Origin of the sequence: Streptomyces piniterrae (genome assembly GCF_005048155.1) — a bacterium.
GTDB classification, from domain to species: Bacteria; Actinomycetota; Actinomycetes; order Streptomycetales; family Streptomycetaceae; genus Streptomyces; species Streptomyces piniterrae.
Genome location: NZ_SUMB01000007.1, coordinates 1 through 20488, shown reverse-complemented (window position 1 = coordinate 20488; position 20488 = coordinate 1). Strand labels below are relative to the sequence as shown.

Genomic DNA, 20488 nt, shown 5'->3' with positions numbered 1-20488 from the left:
TACTCCGGACGGGTGTTGGGTCACACCCCCGCCGGCTCCGGCGTGCGGTCGGCGTCCTCGACGGGTGCGGAAACACCCGCCTTCTTCGCCCGCTTCGCGGCCTTCTTCTTCGTACGGCGTTCCTTGCGGAGTTCGATCATCGCGTAGAGCGTCGGGACGAGGAGAAGGGTGAGGAGGGTGGAGGTGATCAGACCGCCGATCACGACCACCGCGAGCGGCTGGGAGATGAAGCCGCTGTCTCCGGTGATGGACAGGGCCATCGGGAGCAGCGCCATGATCGTGGCCAGGGCCGTCATCAGGATGGGGCGGAGGCGGTGCCGGCCGCCCTCGATGACCGCTTCGACGACGCCGTAACCCTGCGACCGGTACTGGTTGATGAGGTCGATCAGGACGATGGCGTTGGTGACCACGATGCCGATCAGCATCAGCATGCCGATCATCGCCGGGACGCCCAGCGGGGTGCCGGTGGCGAGCAGCAGACCGACCGCTCCGGTCGCCGCGAAGGGGATCGAGACGAGCAGGATCAGCGGCTGGATCAGGGACTTGAACGTCGCCACCAGGAGCATGAAGACGATGGCGATCGCGGCGAGCATGGCCAGGCCGAGCGAGGAGAAGGCCTCGGTCTGGTCCTGGGAGACGCCGCCGATCTCCGCGGTGGCGCCCTCCGGCAGCTTCAGGGCCTTGATCTCGCTCTGCAGCTTGGTGCTGACCGCGCCGGTGTTGTCGGCGGTCGGCTTGGCGGTGATCGTCGCCGAGCGGGCGCCGTCGATACGGGTCATCTGGACCGGTCCGGGAACGGTCTTGACCGTGGCGATCTCGCCCAGTTCGACCGGTCCTGCCGGGGTCGGGATGGCCAGTGCCTTCAACTGGGCCTCGGTGGTGGCCGGGTGGGCCGACTTGATGACGATGTCGCGCTCGGTGTCGTCCAGGATGGCCGTGCCGCTGGTGGTGCCGCGGACGGCCTGGGCGACGGCGCCGCCGAGGGTGGCCTGGTTGTAGCCGGCCGCGGCCGCCTTGGCGTTGGGCGTGACGGAGATCCGGGGCACGCTCTGCGCGAGGTCGCTCTGGACGTCGGTGACGTCGTCGAGTCCGGCCACCGTCTTACGGACCTGCTCGCTGGCCTTCTTGAGGACGTCGGCGTCGCCGGCCTTGACGACCACGCTGAGGTCCTGGTTGCCGAAGCCGCCGCCGCCCGCGGTGACGGTGGTGTCGCCGATGCTCCGGCCGAGCTTGTCGAGGTCGTCCCGCAGGTCGTCGGTGACCTTGGCGGAGTCGGCGGAGTCCTTGAGCTTGAGCTGGTAGGTGGCCTGGTTGGCGCCCGTGCCGCCGCCGAAGGCCGCCATGAAGCCGGAGGAGCCGACGGTGACCTGGTAGTCCGCGATGTCGTCGTTGCCGGCGAGCAGCTTCTCGACCCTCTTGGCCTGCTCGTCGGCGGCGCCCAGGCTGGTGCCGGCCTTGAGTTCCTGCTTGACGGTGAGGGTGTCCTGGTCGCCCTGGTCGAAGAAGTTGGTCTTCAGCAGCGGGCCCATGGCGAAGGTGCCGACGAGGATGACGACGGCGATGACCAGGCTGGTGAACCTGCGGCGGGTGGCGAAGCGGAGGACCGGGACATAGAGGCGCTGGAGGGGGCTCTTCGTCTCCTTTTCCTCGGCCTTGCGGCGGAGCTCGTCCGCGGTCGTGCCCTCGGGGATCTTCGGGGCGCGCAGGAACCAGTAGGAGAGGACCGGGACGACGGTCAGGGAGACGATCAGGGAGGCCAGCAGGGCGACCGTGACCGTGATCGAGAAGGAGCCGAAGAGGGCGCCCACCATGCCGCCGACCACGCCGATCGGGAGGAACACCGCGACCGTGGTGAGGGTGGAGGAGGTGATCGCTCCGGAGACCTCCTTGACCGCGGAGAGGATGGCCTCGCGGCGCTCCTCGCCGTAGCCCAGGTGCCGTTTGATGTTCTCCAGGACGACGATCGAGTCGTCGACGACGCGGCCGATCGCGATGGTCAGCGCGCCGAGGGTGAGCATGTTGAGGGAGAGGTCCTGGGTCCACAGGACGATCAGCGTGATGACCACCGAGAGGGGGATGGAGACGGCGGTCACGAGGGTCGAGCGGAGGCTGAGCAGGAAGACCAGGATGACGATGACCGCCATCACCAGACCGAGCAGGCCCTCGGTGGTCAGCGAGTCGATCGACTTGGAGACGGCCGGGCCCTGGTCGGAGACGACCGTGACCTCGGTGCCCTTGCCCAGGTCCTGGCGGATCTTGGTGAGCTTGTCCTTGACCGCGTCGGAGATGGAGACGGCGCTGCCGTCCTGGTCCATCGTCACCATGACGGCGAGGCTGGGCTTGCCGTTGGTGCGGGTGATGGAGGTCGGGGTGGCCGGCTCCTCCTTGACGGTGGCGACGTCGGCGAGGCGGACCGGCTCGGCGGACGGGCCGCCCGCCGCACCCGCACCGGCCGCGGAGCCGCCCGCTCCGGAACCCGCTCCCGGGGTCGGCGCGATCCTCAGGTCCTTGATCTGCTGTACGGAGCTGAACCCCGCCCCGACCTGGACGGTCCGGCTCTTGCCCCGCTCCGCGAAGGAACCCGCGGGGACCGACGTACCGCCGGCCTCCAGTGCCTGTCCGAGCGCCTGCGAGGTCAGCCCGGCGGCGGCGAGCTTCTTGTCGTCGGGGGTGACCGCGACGATCCGGTCCTGGACGCCGTCCACGGTGACCTGGCCCACGCCGTCGATGTTCTTCAGGTCCGGGACGACGCTGCGGTCCAACTGGTCGGCGAGGGTCTGCTGGTCCTTGTCGGCGTTGGAGACGGCGAGGACGACGGTGGGGATGTCGTCCGTCGAGCCGGCCACGACCTGCGGATCGACGTCCTTGGGCAGCTTCGCGCGGGCGCGGTTCACGGCCTGCTGGACATCGGCGACCAGGCGCTTGGAGTCGTTGCCGTAGTCGAACTGCGCCATGATGACGCCCGAGCCCTCGCTCGACGTCGAGGTGACGCTCTTGATGCCGTCGACCGCCTGGACTCCGTCCTCCAGCGGCTCGATCACCTGCTTCTCGACGACATCGGGCGAGGCGCCCTGATACGGCGCCAGCACGGACACCATGGGGAGTTCGATGGACGGCAGGAGCTGCTGCTTGAGCTGAGGGATCGCGATGGCGCCGAAGGCGACCGCGACGATCGATATCAGCGCTATCAGGCCCCGTTGTACGAGGCTGAGCCGGGACAGCCAGGACATGGGTGGGGTCTCTCTTCTTCTGTTCCGAAAACGGCGGCGGGGCCTCTTGGGGCCCACCTAAACCCTCGGCCATGTCCCGGCCGGTTTTCCTCGCTCGCAGGTCGGTTTCGGGCCTGGCCTCGTACCGCGTTCGGAGTACGGGGCCTCCACCCTCACTGCACCCGTGGGCGTACGAGTCCCGACTCGTAGGCGATGACCACCAGCTGGGCGCGGTCGCGGGCGCCGAGCTTGGCCATCGCACGGTTGACATGCGTCTTGACGGTGAGCGGGCTGACGACCAGCTGCTCGGCGATCTCGTCGTTGGAGAGGCCGCCGGCGACCAGGACGAGCACCTCGCGCTCGCGCCCGGTGAGCGTGGAAAGCCGCTCGGCACCCGGGCCGCCGGGCCCGCCGTCGCCCGAACTGTCGCCCTGCGCGAGGAACTTGGCGATCAGGCCCTTTGTCGCGACCGGTGAGAGCAGCGCCTCGCCGGCGGCCGCGATGCGGATCGCGTTGAGGAGTTCGTCGGGCTCGGCGCCCTTGCCGAGGAAGCCGCTGGCGCCGGCCCGCAGCGACTGCACCACATAGTCGTCGACCTCGAAGGTGGTCAGGATGACCACCCGGACGCCGGTGAGCTCCGGGTCCTCGCTGATCATGCGGGTGGCGGCGAGACCGTCCACCCCGGGCATCCGGATGTCCATCAGGACGACATCGGCGCCCGTCGACCGGGTCAGCTCGTACGCCTGGGCGCCGTCCGACGCCTCGCCGACCACCTGCATGTCGGGCTCGGAGTCGACGAGTATCCGGAACGCGCTGCGCAGCAGGGTCTGGTCGTCGGCGAGCAGCACCTTGATCGTGGTCATACGGTCTCCCCCGTCATGTTGTCCCCCGTCATGTTGTCGCCGTCATCATGCGGGCTCCCCCGTATGGACGGCCTGAAGTGGCAGGGTGACCCGGACCTGGAAGCCGCCGGCCGCGCGCGGGCCGGTCACGACCGTGCCGCGCAGCGCGAAGACCCGCTCGCGCATCCCGATCAGGCCGTGGCCGCCGCCGCTCTCCGCCGGCTCGGCCGCCTCCCCGGGCTCCGCGGACGGCCGGTCGCCGCCGCGCTGCCGGGGCACCCCGGCCCGGCCCGCGCCGTCGTCCAGCACGGTCACCGTCAGCACGGCCTCGGAGCGGACGATCCGGACCGTCGCACGGGCGCCGGCCCCGGCGTGCTTGTGGACGTTGGTCAGGGCCTCCTGGACGACCCGGTACGCGGTGAGGTCCACGGAGCCGGGCAGCGCGCCGGGCGGGCGGGGTATCTCCAGGTCGACGGGGAGGCCGGCGCGCACGAACCCCTCGACGAGCTGGTCCAGCACGCCGAGGCCCGGCGCGGGTTCGGTGGGCGCCTTGGGGTCGTCGGACTGCCGCAACAGGCCGACGGTGGCGCGGAGTTCCTCCAGCGCGGAGCGGGACGCCTCGCGGACGTGCGCCAGCGCCTGCTTGGCCTGGTCGGGGCGGTTGTCCATGACATGCGAGGCCACCCCGGCCTGGACGTTGACCAGCGCGATGTGGTGGGCGACGACGTCATGCAGCTCGCGGGCGATACGCATCCGCTCCTCGGCGACCCGGCGCCTGGCCTCCTCCTCACGGGTGCGCTCGGCCCGCTCGGCGCGCTCCCGGATGGCGTCCACATAGGCCCGGCGGCTGCGGACCGCGTCACCGCAGGCCGCGGCCATGCCCGTCCAGGCGAAGATGGCGAGGTTCTCCTGGGCGTACCAGGGGTGCTCGCCGAAGAGCATCGCGGAGGCGGTCAGCACGACGACGGTCAGCGCGCCGACCCGCCAGGTGGTGGGCCGGTCGGTGCGGGAGGCCACGGTGAACAGCGCGATCACCGAGGCCGCGGCGACCGGCGCGCGCGGGTCGTTGGACTCGACGACCAGCTCGACGATGGTCAGCGAGCCCGTGGCGGCGAGGACCGTACGAGGCAGCCGTCTGCGCAGGACCAGGGCGGCGCAGGCGAGGGCGGCCAGCACCACGGTCGAGGCGAGCAGCGGGCGTTCGCCGAAGCGGGGGCCGTGCGGGCCGTGCGGTTCGGCCACCGAGCCGCACAGGATCGCCGCGAAGACGGCCACCGCGAGGGCGACGTCGAAGGCGAGCGGATGCGTCCGGGGCCACGCGAAGCGGCCGGCGCGCGGCCCCTCCTGTGCAGGCACGGCGGCCTGTGGGGGCACGGCCTGCCCTGGCGCTTCCTGTCCGGGGTCGAGGGAGGTCACAAGAGCAAACGGTAGCGCCCCGGTCCGACATCGGACCGGGGCGCTGACCGTTGTGCGCTGGAGAGGAGCAGGCTGTGCCGGTGGTTCAGCCCGGGATGAGGCCGTCGTCGGCCAGCATTTCCCGGACTTCTTCGAGGCTCGCGTCGTCGGCCGGCAGGATCAGCTCGGACGGTTCCAGGGCGTCGTCCGGAAGCGGCGTGCCCAGCCGGCGCACCGCGTCCAGCAGGGCTCCGAGGGTGCGCCGGAAGCCTTCCTGGTCGCCGCTCTCCATCTCTTCGAGCAGCTCATCGTCCAGCTTGTTGAGCTCTATGAAGTGGCTGTCGTCCAGCTTCACCTGGCCCTCGCCCATGATCCGTACGATCATGACGATCTCCCTTGGTCCGGTCCGACGATCACTGCGAGGCTAACCGCCGTGGGCCCTCACTGCTTGTCGAAACGCGGCTGGTCCTGCGGCTGGGACGGCTGGGCCTGGCCGGCCTGGCCGCCTTCGATGGCCTGCTGGCCTGCGGACGAGCCGCCCGCGAGCTCGGCCTTCATCCGCTGCAGCTCCAGTTCGACGTCGGTGCCGCCGGACAGCCGGTCCAGCTCCGCCGCGATGTCGTCCTTGGCCATGCCGGACGGGTCGTCCAGCGCGCCGGACGCCATCAGCTCGTCGATGGCACCCGCCCTGGCCTGCAGCTGCGCGGTCCGGTCCTCGGCCCGCTGGATGGCCAGGCCGACGTCTCCCATCTCCTCGGAGATGCCGGAGAAGGCCTCGCCGATACGGGTCTGGGCCTGGGCCGCGGTGTAGGTGGCCTTGATGGTCTCCTTCTTCGTACGGAAGGCGTCGACCTTGGCCTGGAGGCGCTGGGCGGCGAGGGTGAGCTTCTCCTCCTCGCCCTGCAGCGTCTGGTGCTGCGTCTCCAGGTCGGTGACCTGCTGCTGCAGCGCGGCACGGCGGGAGAGCGCCTCGCGGGCGAGGTCCTCGCGGCCGAGCGCGAGCGCCTTGCGGCCCTGGTCCTCCAGCTTGGAGGACTGGCCCTGAAGCTGGTTCAGCTGCAGCTCCAGGCGCTTGCGGGAGGTCGCCACGTCGGCGACGCCGCGGCGCACCTTCTGCAGCAGTTCCAGCTGCTTCTGGTACGAGTAGTCGAGGGTCTCGCGCGGGTCTTCGGCCCGGTCCAGGGCCTTGTTGGCCTTCGCGCGGAAGATCATCCCCATCCGCTTCATGACACCATCGCTCATGGGCCTCGCGCGCCCCCTTCTGACCGAGTTACATCGGGCTTAGGCTCCAGCACATATCTACAGACCCCACAGTACGGGCCTTGGTTCCATTACCGCACTGTTCAGACCCGGATGCGCTCCTCCTCCAGGACGATCAGGAGCCGCCGCTTCTCCCCTGCAGGGAGTAGGGCGGGCCAGGGGGGCGGGTGGGGCGTCCGCTCTGTCCTGTTACGGCACCGGGGCCGCCCCGGTACGGCGCCGGATCTTCCTGTGCGCGACACCGGACCTTCCCGTGTGCGACACCGGCCGGGAGAGCTCGTGAGCCGGTGCCGTTGCCGGATCGTTCCCCATCGGACGGTGGCCCAACCCGGACGACCACGTACATTGGGTTTGTGTTCCGAAGCCGTTCGAAGGATGAGCAGGCCGCGCCCGCCAAGGCGACCGCGGACCAGCCCCAGCAGCCCCGCGACCCGCAGGCCCCCAAGGGCCGTCCGACGCCCAAGCGCAGCGACGCCCAGTCGCAGCGCCGGGCCCGTGCGAGTACGCCCACCAACCGCAAGGACGCGGCGAAGGCCTCCCGAGAGGCCCGCCGTGCCGATATGGCCCGCCAGCGCGAGGCCCTGGCCAGCGGCGACGAGCGCTATCTGCCGGTGCGCGACAAGGGCCCGGTGCGCCGGTTCGCCCGTGACTACGTCGACTCGCGCTGGTGCGTGGCGGAGTTCTTCCTGCCGATGGCCGTGGTGATCCTGGTGCTCACCATGGTCCGGGTGCCGAAGATCCAGAACATCGCGCTGCTGCTCTGGCTCGTGATCATCGTGCTGATCGTGCTCGACTCGATCTTCATCTGGATCCGCATGGGCAAGCAGGTGCGGGAACGCTTCCCCGACGAGAACACCAGGGGCGTCAAGGCCTACGCGGTCATGCGCACACTCCAGATGCGCCGGCTGCGGCTGCCCAAGCCGCAGGTCAAGCGCGGAGAGCGGCCCTGAGCGGTAGTCCGTCCGGATCCGGTTTCCAGGGTGGGGCCGGCAAGTGGCTCGGCGGGCTGGGTGGTCTGCGGAACACCGTCCGACAGGAGCTGGTGGCACGGCAGCTCGACGAGCAGATCGCGGCGCGCTTCCCGTTCGGGCAGCGGCTGCGGGTGCTGGACGTCGGCCTGGGGCAGGGCACCCAGGCGCTGCGGCTGGCCAGGGCCGGCCACCAGGTCACCGGGCTGGAGTCCGATCCGGAGATGCTGGCGGCGGCCCGGTCCGCGCTGGCCACGGAGCCGGCCGGGATACAGGAGCGGTTCCGGCTGCTGGCCGGTGACGGCCGGGAGACCGGGGTGCACTTCACGCCCGGCTCGTTCGACGTCGTGCTCTGCCACGGCGTCCTGATGTACGTGCCGGAGCCCGACCCGATGCTGGCCGGGCTGGCGCGGGTGCTGGCGCCGGGCGGTCTGCTGTCGCTGGTGGTACGCAACGCCGACGCGCTCGCCATGCGTCCCGGGCTGGCCGGCGACTGGGCCACCGCGCTCGCGGCGTTCGACTCCCCCACCTACACCAACCGCCTCGGACTGCGGGCCCGCGCCGACCGGCTGGAAGCGCTGACCAGCACGCTCGCCGGGATCGGCGCGCCACTGCACACCTGGTACGGCGTACGCGTCTTCACGGATCTCTCGGGGGACGCGGACGCACCGGAATCCGAAGCGGAGCTGACGCAGTTGCTGAACGCCGAGGAACGGGCGGGCCGGACGGATCCGTACCGCGGGGTGGCCGCGCTGCTGCATGTGTGCGGGGTGCGGGGCTGACGGTGGCTCGGGTGCGGCTTTCGCCGCCCTGCGCCCCCCACCCCCGAACCCACCCCCTCCCCCTCCCCCGAAGGGGGAGAGGGGGAGGGGGCGGGGGAGCGCCTCAGCCCTCTTCCGCGTCCGCGTGCAGGCTCATCAGCCCTCTTCCGCGCCCGCGTGCAGGCTCATCGGCCCGTAGATCTCCGAGGTGTCCTCGAAGAGCGTGACCTGGTCGGCGCCGCCGTCCGCCAGGTCCTTCCACACCTCGCCGATCCACGACTCCGCGTCCCCCTGCGTGGTGAACTCCTCCGGTTCCACGGCGGGCGCCACCTCCGTACCGTCCGCCTTCTCGAACCGCCACGTCCACGCCATGTCCGCCTCCTGGAATCCCACCGAGTACGTCGCTGTGCCACCGGGCGGCTGCTGGTCCGCTCGCCGCCACGGTGTCGTGCTGCCGTGCTGATGTGCTGCCGTGCTGATCAGCAGCTTAGATCGCCCTACCGCATCTAACGGCCGTGTCGAGACATCCCCCCGCGCGCTGTTCGGACCGGGAGGGGAGAAAATCGGCGGGTGGAACTGACTCTCCTCGGCACCGGAGCCCCGCAGGGGCTGCCGCGCCCCGGCTGCCCGTGTGCCGCCTGTGCCACCGCCGTCGGCGGCGAGGCGCGGGCGGCGACCGCGGTACTGATCGACGGCGCGCTGCTCATCGACCTCACGCCGGGGCCCGCGTTCGCCGCGGCCCGAGCCGGCCAGTCGCTGGCCGGGGTGCGGCAGGTGCTGCTCTCGCATCCGCACGACGGGCCGGCCATGGAGGTGCCGGCCGGGCTGCCGACGCCGGGCCGGGTCGCGGACGGGCGGGAGTTGGCGCTGCTCGGCGGGCACCGGGTGCGGGCCATCGCGGTGGACATCCCCGGCACCGGCTACGAGGTCGGCGGGGTGGACGGGCAGCGGCTGCTGTATCTGCCGCCGGGCGCCGCCCCGGCCGGGCTCGGGAACGGGAACGGCGGCGGGTACGAGGGGATGGGCGGCAGCGGCCCGTACGACCTGGTGCTGCTGGACGTGCTGGGGCGCCCCGACGCGCTGGCCCGGCTGCGGGCGAGCGGGGCGGTGGACGCGGCGACGGACGTGGTCGGCGTGCATATCGACCACACGGTGCCGCCGGGGCCCGAGCTGCACCGCAGGCTCGCGGCGGCGGGCGCGCGCACGGTGCCGGACGGCGGCACGGTGGTGGTGGGCGAGTATCAGGCGGTGCCGGATGTGCCGCGCCGGACGCTCGTACTGGGCGGGGCGCGCAGCGGGAAGTCGGCGGAGGCGGAGCGGCGGCTGGCAACGTTCCCCGATGTGCTGTACGTGGCGACCGGCGGGACCCGGGAGGGCGACGCGGAGTGGGCGGAGCGGGTGGCGCTGCACCGCGAGCGGCGGCCCAGCGGCTGGCGCACCGTCGAGACCTGCGATCTGGTGCCGTTGCTGGCCGCAGCGGGGCCCGGCGCCGACCCGGGCACCGGCCGGCCCGCCGACGCGGCGCCGCTGCTCATCGACTGTCTGGCGCTGTGGCTGACGCATGCCATGGACGAGGTCGGGGCGTGGGACGACGAGGCCTGGGAGGCGGGCGGCCGGCGGGCGCTGCGGGAGCGGACGGACGCGCTGGTGGCGGCGGTGCGGGCGGCGCACCGGCCGGTGGTGGCGGTGAGCAACGAGGTGGGGTCCGGGGTGGTGCCGGCGACCGCCGCAGGGCGCCGGTTCCGTGACGAACTGGGGCGGCTGAACGCGGCGTTCGGCGCGGAGTGCGAGCAGGTGCTGCTGGTCGTCGCGGGCCAGACGCTTGCGCTGCGTGGATGACGGAGGGCTCGCGGAGCCCGTGTCCGCTTGCCCGGGGGCGCGGCGGCGGGTGCTCTTGAGGGGTGACCGAATCCGAGCTGAGCGAAGCCGAGTTGGTGGCCGGAGCGAACGGCGGGCGGGCGGGGCGCGATGACGCGGCGGCGCCGGCCGCCCCCGCCCGCGCCGGCCGGCGGCGCCCGGAAGTGCGCGGGGAGACCGGCCCGTACCGCGGTGCGGGGGCGCCCGGCCCGCGCACCCGGTGTTTCGAGGCCGCCGTACGCGGCTATCTGGAGCGGCGTCCGGAGGCGACGGTGGTCGCGCTCGGCGAGGGGCTCGGTACCGGGTTCTGGCGGCTGGACAACGGGCGGCTGACCTGGCTGACGGTGCAGCCGCCGGAGGCCGCCGCGGTACGCCGGATGCTGCTGCCGGACGGGGCGCGGCGGCGTACGGTGGCCCGCGCCGTGTCCGATCACGGCTGGCTGAACGCGGTACGGGAGCCTCGGCGCGGGGTGATCGTGATGGCGCAGGGCGCGCTGATGCGGCTGGCGCCGCTCGCGGTGCGGGCACTGCTGGCGGCCTGCGCGGAGCGGTTCCCCGACGGTGTGCTGGTCTTCGACGCGCTGCCGCGCTCGGCGGCCGCGCTGGCCCGGCGCGGCGCGGCTGCTCATCGACTGTCCGGCGGCCGGTGGCCCGCGCCCGCGCGCTGGGGCCTGGACCGCGCCGAGCTGCCGCGGCTGGCGAGCGTGCACCCGCACATCGCCGAGGTGCGCGAACTCGGCGTGCGCCGTGCTGTGTACGGCCGTCTCCCGGTGCTGCGCGAGGTGCTGCCGCTGGTGTGCGAGGTGCGGTTCGCGGGGCCCTGAGGGCTGTCCGACGGGCGCGGGCCGGACCCGCCGGACCCGCGTCATCCGGCCGTCGGGCCCATGACGCGTTGTCAGCGCCGAGTTGACGGTAATCTGCGGCCAATGAGCGACCTGAACCTCGATGACTTCGCCCACTTGATCGAGCGCCCCGACGGCGGTGTGCGCCGTGACGCCGAGGAGCGGCGGGCCCGGCTGGCGGTGCCGCCGGGTGCGCTCGGCCGTCTCGACGAGCTGGGCGAGTGGCTGGCCGCGGCGCAGCAGCAGGTGCCGGTGCGGCCCGTCGAGCGGCCGCGGCTGCTGCTGTTCGCCGGTGATCACGGGGTGGCGGAGCTGGGTGTCTCGGCCCGCCCGGCCGGGAGCACCAGGGAACTCGTGCGGGCCGTGCTGGACGGGGTGAGCCCGGCCGCGGTGCTGGCGCGCGGCGCCGGGGCCCAGGTGCGGGTCGTGGACATGGCGGTGGACTGCGATCCCGAGGAGCTGCCGGAGGAGGTCACCCGGCATCGGGTGCGGCGCGGTTCGGGGCGGATCGACATCGAGGACGCGCTGACCGCCGAGGAGGCGGAGGCGGCGTTCCGGGCCGGGATGGCCATCGCGGACGAGGAGGCGGACGCCGGCACGGATCTGGTGGTGCTGGGCGATCTGAGCGTCGGCGGCACGACGGCGGCGAGCACCCTGATCGCCGCGCTGTGCGGGACGGACGCCTCGGTGGTCACCGGGCGGGGCGGGGCGGGGATCGACGATCTGGCGTGGATGCGCAAGTGCGCGGCGATCCGGGACGCGCTGCGGCGGGCCCGGCCGGTGCTCGGCGACCAGCTGGAGCTGCTGGCCACGGCCGGCGGCGCGGATCTGACGGCGATGACCGGTTTCCTGCTGCAGAGCGCGCTACGGCGCACGCCGGTGATCCTGGACGGGGTGGTCTCGGCGGCCTGTGCGCTGGTGGCGCAGCGGGTGGCGTTCCGGGCGCCGGACTGGTGGGTGGCCGGGCAGGCGAGCGGTGAGCCGGCGCAGGCGAAGGCGCTGGACCGGATCGCGCTCAACCCTCTGCTCGACCACGGCGTCACTGCTGGCGAGGGGACAGGGGCGCTGCTGGCTCTGCCATTGGTGCAGGCGGCCGCGGCCCTGGCGGCAGAACTGCCCGTACGCGACTGAGCGGCGCCGGCCGGTAGCGGCCGGCGGCCGGTCGGCGCGATCGGAAGAGCGCTGGTGGACAACACCGTCACGTCTCGTGGGTAACACCCGTTTCGCGGGTCGCACCGCGGCGTATCGCCCATTCCGGACCGTTCGCGACGCCCCATAAGATCACGCTTTATGGGAGAAGTCGCTTGAGTCCGGATGAAGACCGCCCCCGCGGCCCTTGGTCGGAGCGCGCCGCCGCGTTCGGTGTCTGGTATCTGCGCATCGTCACCTTTGTGAATCTCCTGAGTGCGGTATGGGTGTCGTTCGGCAACGACATCCGACGGCACAACATCGAGGAGTTCTTCACCCCGTATCTGCTCACCGCGGGCTTCGCCTCCGGCGCCTTCTCGCTGTTCCTGTCGGTCACCCTGCGGCGGCGCAAGCGCGCGGCCTGGATCCTGAACCTGGCGCTGTCCGGACTGCTTCTGCTGCTGTTCGGCTTCGCCCTGGCGGCCGCGCCCGAGTTCCGGGGGCATGCGCAGAACTGGGTGTCGCTGGCGCTGACCCTGGTGTTCTTCGTGGCGCTGGTCGTCGGCCGGCGGGAGTTCTACGCGAAGGGCGACCGCGCCAATCCGAAGCTGGCCGCGGTCACCGCCGCCGGCGGGCTGCTGGCCGCCTCGCTGCTGGCGGCGCTGCTGGTCACGGTCACCAACACCGCGCAGGACGCGTCCGCCGGTTCCGTGGCGTCCTCGACGGTCTGCGAGCGCTGGCGCTACGGGGTGATGCGGCTGGTGTCGCTGACCGCCGATGATCACGCGTTCCCCGGGATCGACACCCCGAACTGGGTGAACGTCGCCATCAACGTCCTGAGCACGGCGCTGCTGGTGGCCGTGCTGTGGGCGGCGTTCCGGTCCGTCCGCAGCACCGACCCGATCACCGAGGACGACGAGGAGCGGCTGCGGGCCCTCCTCGCCCGGCACGGCGACCGCGACTCGCTGGGCTATTTCGCGCTGCGCCGCGACAAGAGCGTCCTCTTCTCCCCCAGCGGGAAGGCGGCGGTCACCTACCGCGTCGTCGGCGGGGTGTCGCTGGCCTCCGGCGATCCGCTGGGCGACCCCGAGGCCTGGCCCGGCGCGATCGAGGTATGGCTGGCCGAGGCCCGCGCGCACGGCTGGGCGCCGGCCGTGATGGGCGCGAGCGAGGAGGGCGGCACGATCTACGCCCGGCACGGGCTGGACGCGCTGGAGCTCGGCGACGAGGCGATCGTGGACGCCGAGGAGTTCACGCTGGGCGGCCGCGCGATGCGCACCGTCCGGCAGGCGTACAACCGGGTGCAGCGGGCCGGCTACACCGTCCGCATCCGTCGCCACGAGGACATTCCGGCTCCGGAGCTGGACCGGCTGCTGCGGCTGGCCGACGACTGGCGCGACGGGGAGACCGAGCGCGGCTTCTCCATGGCGCTCGGCCGGCTCGGCGACCCCGGCGACGGGCGCTGCGTGATGCTCGAATGCGCCGACGAGAAGGGTGTGCCCCGCGCGCTGCTCAGCTTCGTGCCGTGGGGCGCGAAGGGGCTTTCGCTCGATCTGATGCGGCGCGACCGGGATTCCGAGAACGGCCTGATGGAGTTCATGGTGCTGGAGATGATCCAGCGCGCGAAAGAGGTGGAGATCACTCAGATCTCACTGAACTTCGCGATGTTCCGCTCCGTCTTCGAACGTGGATCGCGACTTGGCGCGGGCCCGGTGCTGCGCCTGTGGCGCTCACTGCTCAGCTTCTTCTCCCGGTGGTGGCAGATCGAATCGCTCTATCGCGCCAATGCGAAATATCGGCCTATTTGGGAACCCCGGTACATGCTCTTCGAGAAGAGCACGGATTTGTTGCGCATAGGAATAGCCGCCGCCCGAGCCGAGGGATTCCTCGAAGCACCCGGTCTGCCGAAATGGCTGAACCGCAAGCACCTGGAGAACATGAGATGACCGAACGCCGGGCGGGGCGGCGGGAGAAGGCGGCGCCGGGGCGGCGGGAGAAGGCGGCGCCGGGGCGGCGGGAAGCGGCACCGCCGGGGCGGCGGGAGACATCCGCCCTGCGTCGCGCCGCGCGCGCGGAGTGGGGCCCGCTCCTGCGGACGGTGTGGTCCGCACTGGCCGCGCGGAATTGGCGGGCGATCCCGGTGACGCTCGCCGCGGTATGCCTGACGACGGTTTTCCAGGTCGTACAGAACCAGTCCTGGGGCTATCAGCCGGTCCAGAACATCGGCTCCGTACAGGCCGACGAGCACCTTTGGCTGGCGCTGCTCCGCACCCCCCTTTCGTTGTTCGTGCCCGCGCTGGATCTGCCGGTCTGGGGCGCGCTGGCGCAGATTCTGGTGGTTTTCGGAATCGCCGAGATCTGTGTGGGCTGGCGCCGGATGATGGTGGTCGCCTATGTCGCCACGCTCGCCGGGACGATGTACGCGCGGATCGGCATCTGGATCGGCCCGGACAGCCCCGTAGGACTGCCCGACTCGGACGCGTATGTCATCGACACCGGCCCGTCGGCGGCCGTGGTGGGGCTCGCGGTCTTCGTGTGCTGGCGCTTCCGCGCCTGGGTGACCTGTGCGGCGGTGGTGGCCGCGATGGTCTTCGAGGTGGTGTTCATCAAGAACAACCTGGCCGGCAAGGAGCATGTCGCGGCGGTGCTGGTGGTGCTGGCGCTGTGCGCGGTGTGGCAGTTCGTCGAGCGCAAACCGCGGGACGCACAGCGCGTCAGCGGCTGGGAGCACCCCCGATGAACTGCTCGACCGTGCGACGGAACGCCGACCAGCGGCGGTCATGGCGGTACGCGCGGACCGTCGCGCGCGCCCGCGCCCTGGGCCGCTTGCGGTAGAAGCGCCTGGCCCAGGGCGAGTTGGGCCGGGCCAGCCGGACGGCGCCGAAGAGCGCCACGAACGGCACCAGCACCCCGACGACGGCGATCCGGCCCTTCCCCTTGATGAGCGCGATCACCGCCAGCAGGAAGTTGGCGCCGACGGTCTCGACGACCGTCAAGCGGTCACGGGACTCGTCCGGGCTCAGCGCGTTCACCCCGAACGGCAGAAACCCGCCGAGGACGAGGGCGCCCAGCGCGGCGGTGAGAATGACGATCTCGACGCTCTTGGCGCCCTCCTCGGTCCAGTACACGTCGTCGAGATGGACGATCAGCGCGAACTCGTCCAGCACCAGGCCGACGCCCATGCCGAAGAGCACGGCCGCGAGGCCGGAGCCGAATCCGCGGCGGCCGCCGGCCAGCGCGATGAACCCGCCGACGACCATCAGGACCACGCCCGGCACCACATGGTGGACATGCACCCCGCCCGGGGTGATGTCGCGGAACGGCCCCTTGCCCGCCCGGATGAGCCGGGTGATCGCACGGGTGACCAGGAAGGTCAGCACGAACGAGGCCAGGGCGAGCAGCAGCGGCAGCTTCCCCGGCTCGATGATGTTGCGGTACAGCCAGTGGCCCATTGCGCACCCTCCCGAGGTGTCGGCCGAGGACAATTAGGCAGTATCCGGGTGATCAGGGCCGGGAACCGGTAGCCGGCGGGCCCGCGTTAGCCTGCCGCGGTGAACCGAACCCCCGACGAGCCCCTTGCCGCCGGCCACCCGCCGTCCCCCGCCGACGCCCTGCGCTTCGCCTTCGGGACGCTGACCGTGCTGCCCGTACGGGTCGGCCGCTGGGACCGTGCGACGGCTCGCGGCGGGATGCTCTGCGCGCCGCTGGCCGGGCTGGTCGTCGGGCTGTGCGCGGCGACGCTCGGCGGGGCGCTGCTCCTGCTCGGCGGCGGCCCGCTGCTCGCCGCGGTCGGCAGCGCCGCGGTGCCCGCCGCGCTCACCCGCGGACTGCATCTGGACGGGCTCGCCGACACCGCCGACGGTCTGGGCAGCGGCAAGCCCGCCGAGGACGCGCTGCGCATCATGAAGCAGTCCGACATCGGCCCGTTCGGCGTCATCACGCTGCTGTTCACCCTGCTGGCCCAAGTGGCCGCACTCCACGAGCTGTACGCGGCAGGCTGGGCACGCGGCGCACTGGCCGCCGTGGTCGCGGCGGTCGCGGCGCGCTGCGCGCTGACCCTCGCCTCCCGTACGGGGGTGCCGGCCGCCCGTCCGGAGGGGCTGGGCGCGGCGGTCGCGGGCACCGTCCCGGTGGGTGCGGCGCTGCTCTGCGCGGCGCTGGTGGCGGCCCTGTGCGCCGCCGCGGGCGGGGTGTTCGGCCCGGCCATCGGGTACGGCGCGCTGCACGCCGGGCTGGCGGCGCTGGCCGGCCTCGGGCTCGCCGAGCTGGTGCTGCGGCACTGCCGGCGGCGGTTCGGCGGGGTGACCGGCGATGTGTTCGGGGCGCTCGAAGAGAGCGCCGGGCTGACCGCGCTGGTCGTGCTCGCGCTGGGCTGAACCCGCGTGTCCTGCGTCCAACTCCCGTACCAGATTGGCTGATTGACCACCCTTCACCGGTGGAACCGGCCATCCGGCGGCGGCACACCGCCGGTCCGTAGGCTCTCGGGCCGGGCCTTGCGGCGCCGCCGAGCGTAGGCTCGGCCGCAGCAGCGCCCAAGGCGCAAAACGGATTCCCGGACGGAACAGGACCCTTATCACCGTGACTGCACTGACCCTCAGTACTTCCTCCGCCGCAACGCTGCGTGCGGACGCCGTCGTCGTCGGCGTGGCCAAGGGCGCCAAGGGCGTCCTCGTGGCCCCCGGCGCGGAGGCCGTGGACAAGGCCTTCGGCGGCAAGCTCGCCGCGGTGCTGGAGACCCTCGGCGCGAGTGGTGCCGAGGGCGAGGTGACCAAGCTGCCCGCCGCCGACGGCCTGAAGGCGCCGGTCGTGCTGGCGGTCGGCCTCGGCGACGCCCCGGCCAAGGGCGACGCCTACGACAACGAGGCGCTGCGGCGCGCCGCGGGCAGCGCGGCCCGCGCCCTGCACGGCAGCAAGAAGGCCGGCTTCGCGCTGCCCCTGGAGGACGCCGAGGCGGCCGCCGCGGTCGCGGAGGGCGCGCTGCTCGGCGCGTACTCCTTCACCGCGTACCGCAGCAACGGCAACGGCGCGAACGGCAAGGGCGGGAAGAAGAACAACGACGCCAAGGCGCCGCTGGCGGAGGCCGCGATCCTCGGCGCCAAGCCGCGCGACAAGGAGTTCAAGGCCGCCGCCGAGCGCGCGCAGACGGTCACCGCGGAGATCAACCGTGCCCGTGACCTGATCAACATGCCCTCCAACGACCTCGACCCGAAGTCCTTCGCGGCGCAGGCGCAGGCCGCCGCCAAGGAGTTCGGCCTCAAGGTCGAGGTGCTGGACGAGAAGGCGCTCAAGAAGGGCGGCTACGGCGGTCTGCTGGGCGTCGGCCAGGGCTCGGAGGCCCCGCCGCGGCTGGTGCGGATCGCGCACACCCACGCCAAGGCGAAGAAGACCCTGGCCCTGGTCGGCAAGGGCATCACCTACGACTCGGGCGGCATCTCGCTCAAGCCGGCCGGCCACAACGAGACGATGAAGTGCGACATGAGCGGTGCCGCCGCGGTGTTCGCCGCGGTCGTGGCCGCCGCCCGGCTCGGCCTTGAGGTGAATGTCACGGGCTGGCTGGCGCTCGCCGAGAACATGCCGTCGGGCAGCGCCACCCGTCCCGGTGACGTCCTGACCATGTACAGCGGCAAGACGGTCGAGGTGCTCAACACCGACGCCGAGGGCCGGCTGGTGCTGGCCGACGCGCTGACCCGCGCCTCGGAGGAGAAGCCGGACGCGATCGTGGACGTGGCGACGCTGACCGGCGCGATGGTGCTGGCGCTGGGCCACCGCCACTTCGGGATCATGGCGAACGACGACGCCTTCCGCACCTCGATCCACGAGATCGCGGAGGAGGTCGGCGAGCAGTCCTGGCCGATGCCGATGCCCGGTCACCTCCGCAAGGGCATGGACTCGCCGGTTGCCGACATCGCCAACATGGGTGAGCGGATGGGCGGCGGCCTGGTCGCCGGACTGTTCCTCAAGGAGTTCGTCGGCGAGGGCATCGCCTGGGCGCACCTGGACATCGCGGGCCCGGCCTTCCACGAGGGCGCGCCCTGGGGCTACACCCCCAAGGGCGGCACCGGATCCGCGGTACGCACCCTGGTGCGGCTCGCCGAGCGCACCGCCGCCGGCGATCTCGGCTGACACTTTCCGTTTCGCCCCATGCGTCCGTACGGCCCCGAGCTCACGGCCCGGGGCCGTCGGCGTGATGTCCGCGGTGCGTTCGCCCACAACGAAATCCGTACATCGCTCCGTGCTTCAATCCGCACGTGCGTACGCGCCGGTAACCCCCTTGGGGCGCCTGATCGGCCGTCCCATAGCCCGGCCCGCCGTCCCGTCGCCTTTCAACAAGTGCGAAGATGGGTTCTCGGCAGGACAGGGCCCCCCTTACCAAGGGCCGAAGATAAAGCGGCCGAACAACAGCCGCCGCCCGGTCATCGGAGACCGGCTCCGGCGTACCCATGCATGGAGGACGTGACGTGGCGAACGACGCCAGCACCGTTTTCGACCTAGTGATCCTCGGCGGCGGTAGCGGTGGTTACGCCGCGGCCCTGCGCGGGGCGCAGCTGGGCCTGGACGTCGCCCTGATCGAGAAGAGCAAGCTCGGCGGCACCTGCCTGCACAACGGCTGCATCCCCACCAAGGCTCTGCTGCACGCCGGCGAGATCGCCGACCAGGCCCGTGAAGCCGAGCAGTTCGGTGTCAAGGCCACCTTCGAGGGCATCGACATCAACGCCGTCCACAAGTACAAGGACGACGTGATCTCCGGCCTCTACAAGGGCCTGCAGGGCCTGGTCGCCTCCCGCAAGGTGACGTACATCGAGGGCGAGGGCCGGCTCTCCTCCCCGACTTCCGTCGACGTCAACGGCCAGCGTGTGCAGGGCCGCCACGTCCTGCTGGCGACCGGCTCCGTGCCGAAGTCGCTGCCGGGCCTGGAGATCGACGGCAACCGCATCATCTCCTCGGACCACGCGCTGAAGCTGGACCGGGTCCCGAAGTCCGCGATCGTGCTGGGCGGCGGCGTCATCGGCGTCGAGTTCGCCTCCGCGTGGAAGTCCTTCGGCACCGACGTCACCATCGTCGAGGGCCTCAAGCACCTCGTGCCGGTGGAGGACGAGAACAGCTCCAAGCTGCTGGAGCGCGCGTTCCGTAAGCGCGGCATCAAGTTCAACCTCGGCACCTTCTTCGACAAGGCCGAGTACACGCAGGACGGCGTGCGGGTCACGCTGGCGGACGGCAAGACCTTCGAGGCCGAGGTGCTGCTGGTCGCGATCGGCCGCGGGCCGGTCTCGGCGGGCCTGGGCTACGAGGAGCAGGGCGTCGCGACGGACCGCGGCTACGTCCTGGTCGATGAGTACATGCAGACCAACGTGCCGACCATCTCGGCCGTCGGTGACCTGGTGCCCACGCTCCAGCTCGCGCACGTCGGCTTCGCCGAGGGCATGCTGGTGGCGGAGCGGCTGGCCGGTCTCAAGACCGTGCCGATCGACTACGACGGCGTGCCGCGCGTGACGTACTGCCACCCCGAGGTCGCTTCGGTGGGTATCACCGAGGCGAAGGCGAAGGAGCTGTACGGCGCCGACAAGGTCGTCGCTCTCAAGTACAACCTCGCGGGCAACGGCAAGAGCAAGATCCTCAAGACCACGGGCGAGATCAAGCTCGTCCAGGTCAAGGACGGTGCCGTGGTCGGCGTCCACATGGTCGGTGACCGTATGGGCGAGCAGGTCGGCGAGGCCCAGCTGGTCTACAACTGGGAGGCTCTGCCGGCCGAGGTTGCGCAGCTGGTTCACGCGCACCCGACGCAGAACGAGGCTCTCGGCGAGGCCCACCTGGCCCTGGCCGGCAAGCCCCTCCACTCCCACGACTGACCCCAGTCCCGGGCGCGACCACATCCCGCAATTCGTAAGGAGCAACCGAAACCATGGCGGTTTCCGTAACCCTGCCGGCGCTCGGCGAGAGCGTCACCGAGGGCACCGTCACCCGCTGGCTGAAGGCCGAGGGTGAGCGCGTAGAGGCCGACGAGCCGCTGCTCGAGGTCTCCACCGACAAGGTCGACACCGAGATCCCGGCGCCGGCCGCCGGCATCCTGGCCTCCATCAAGGTGGCCGAGGACGAGACCGTGGAGGTCGGCGCCGAGCTGGCCCTCATCGACGACGGCACCGGTGTGCCGGCCGCCGCCCCGGCTCCGGCCGCTGCCGCCGCCGAGGCCCCGGCCCCGGCCGCCCAGCCCGAGCCCGCCCCGGCCAC

The 20488-nt window shown here is 72.0% G+C and carries 18 protein-coding genes; 11 read left to right on the top strand and 7 right to left on the bottom strand.

Annotated elements, in window-relative coordinates; translation table 11 throughout:
* Positions 1–20 precede the first annotated feature (20 nt).
* The 5 genes from FCH28_RS20505 to FCH28_RS20485 all read right to left on the bottom strand — a co-directional run bounded on the left by FCH28_RS20505 (position 21) and on the right by FCH28_RS20485 (position 6688).
* On the bottom strand, positions 21–3230 hold the full coding sequence (locus FCH28_RS20505) for an efflux RND transporter permease subunit (RefSeq protein ID WP_136741534.1): 3210 nt from the start codon (positions 3228–3230) through the stop codon (positions 21–23).
* 152 nt (positions 3231–3382) lie between these two features.
* Entirely contained in the window at positions 3383–4072 is a 690-nt protein-coding gene (locus tag FCH28_RS20500; RefSeq protein WP_136741533.1) for a response regulator, read from the bottom strand.
* A gap of 45 nt (positions 4073–4117) precedes the next feature.
* A complete protein-coding gene (locus FCH28_RS20495; RefSeq protein WP_136741861.1) occupies positions 4118–5407 on the bottom strand; it encodes a sensor histidine kinase in 1290 nt (429 codons plus the stop codon).
* Between the two features lie 145 nt (positions 5408–5552).
* Positions 5553–5831 carry a PspA-associated protein PspAA gene (gene pspAA, locus FCH28_RS20490; protein WP_136741532.1) on the bottom strand — a complete coding sequence of 93 codons (279 nt, stop codon included), beginning with the start codon at positions 5829–5831 and terminating at the stop codon, positions 5553–5555.
* Positions 5832–5887: 56 nt separating this feature from the next.
* The gene (locus FCH28_RS20485) at positions 5888–6688 is read right to left on the bottom strand and encodes a PspA/IM30 family protein (RefSeq protein ID WP_136741531.1); all 801 of its coding nucleotides are present in this window, start codon (positions 6686–6688) and stop codon (positions 5888–5890) included.
* A gap of 371 nt (positions 6689–7059) precedes the next feature.
* On the opposite strand from FCH28_RS20485, the gene FCH28_RS20480 reads away from it, so the two are divergent.
* Positions 7060–7656 carry a DUF3043 domain-containing protein gene (locus FCH28_RS20480; protein ID WP_136741530.1) on the top strand — a complete coding sequence of 199 codons (597 nt, stop codon included), beginning with the start codon at positions 7060–7062 and terminating at the stop codon, positions 7654–7656.
* A 92-nt stretch (positions 7657–7748) separates the two neighbouring features.
* Complete coding sequence (locus tag FCH28_RS20475) at positions 7749–8456, top strand: class I SAM-dependent methyltransferase (RefSeq protein ID WP_187363883.1); 708 nt, start codon at positions 7749–7751, stop codon at positions 8454–8456.
* A 135-nt stretch (positions 8457–8591) separates the two neighbouring features.
* On the opposite strand, the gene FCH28_RS20470 is transcribed toward FCH28_RS20475, so the two are convergent.
* On the bottom strand, positions 8592–8807 hold the full coding sequence (locus FCH28_RS20470) for a hypothetical protein (protein ID WP_136741529.1): 216 nt from the start codon (positions 8805–8807) through the stop codon (positions 8592–8594).
* Positions 8808–9005: 198 nt separating this feature from the next.
* Here FCH28_RS20470 and FCH28_RS20465 point away from each other — a divergent pair, with 198 nt between their 5' ends.
* The 5 genes from FCH28_RS20465 to FCH28_RS38550 all read left to right on the top strand — a co-directional run bounded on the left by FCH28_RS20465 (position 9006) and on the right by FCH28_RS38550 (position 15002).
* Positions 9006–10274 (top strand): bifunctional adenosylcobinamide kinase/adenosylcobinamide-phosphate guanylyltransferase, encoded by a 1269-nt coding sequence (locus tag FCH28_RS20465; protein ID WP_136741528.1) that lies wholly within the window; start codon positions 9006–9008, stop codon positions 10272–10274.
* Between the two features lie 62 nt (positions 10275–10336).
* Positions 10337–11116 (top strand): class I SAM-dependent methyltransferase, encoded by a 780-nt coding sequence (locus FCH28_RS20460; RefSeq protein ID WP_246103051.1) that lies wholly within the window; start codon positions 10337–10339, stop codon positions 11114–11116.
* 102 nt (positions 11117–11218) lie between these two features.
* Positions 11219–12265, top strand: coding sequence for a nicotinate-nucleotide--dimethylbenzimidazole phosphoribosyltransferase (gene cobT / locus FCH28_RS20455; RefSeq protein ID WP_136741527.1), 1047 nt, complete (start codon positions 11219–11221; stop codon positions 12263–12265).
* A 173-nt stretch (positions 12266–12438) separates the two neighbouring features.
* Entirely contained in the window at positions 12439–14208 is a 1770-nt protein-coding gene (locus FCH28_RS20450; protein ID WP_136741526.1) for a phosphatidylglycerol lysyltransferase domain-containing protein, read from the top strand.
* Complete coding sequence (locus FCH28_RS38550) at positions 14205–15002, top strand: hypothetical protein (protein ID WP_246103049.1); 798 nt, start codon at positions 14205–14207, stop codon at positions 15000–15002. The genes FCH28_RS20450 and FCH28_RS38550 overlap by 4 nt, the downstream gene beginning before the upstream one ends.
* Here FCH28_RS38550 and FCH28_RS20435 read toward each other — a convergent pair.
* Positions 14977–15714, bottom strand: coding sequence for a hypothetical protein (locus FCH28_RS20435; protein WP_136741525.1), 738 nt, complete (start codon positions 15712–15714; stop codon positions 14977–14979). The genes FCH28_RS38550 and FCH28_RS20435 overlap by 26 nt on opposite strands.
* A 99-nt stretch (positions 15715–15813) precedes the next feature.
* Between FCH28_RS20435 and FCH28_RS20430 the strand changes: the two genes are divergently transcribed.
* The 4 genes from FCH28_RS20430 to FCH28_RS20415 form a co-directional block, all read left to right on the top strand.
* Complete coding sequence (locus tag FCH28_RS20430) at positions 15814–16638, top strand: adenosylcobinamide-GDP ribazoletransferase (protein WP_136741524.1); 825 nt, start codon at positions 15814–15816, stop codon at positions 16636–16638.
* A gap of 202 nt (positions 16639–16840) precedes the next feature.
* Positions 16841–18385 (top strand): leucyl aminopeptidase, encoded by a 1545-nt coding sequence (locus FCH28_RS20425; RefSeq protein ID WP_136741523.1) that lies wholly within the window; start codon positions 16841–16843, stop codon positions 18383–18385.
* A gap of 335 nt (positions 18386–18720) precedes the next feature.
* Complete coding sequence (gene lpdA / locus FCH28_RS20420; protein ID WP_136741522.1) at positions 18721–20109, top strand: dihydrolipoyl dehydrogenase; 1389 nt, start codon at positions 18721–18723, stop codon at positions 20107–20109.
* Positions 20110–20162: 53 nt separating this feature from the next.
* A partial coding sequence (locus tag FCH28_RS20415) for a biotin/lipoyl-containing protein (protein WP_342781650.1) occupies positions 20163–20488 on the top strand: 326 nt, incomplete at its 3' end.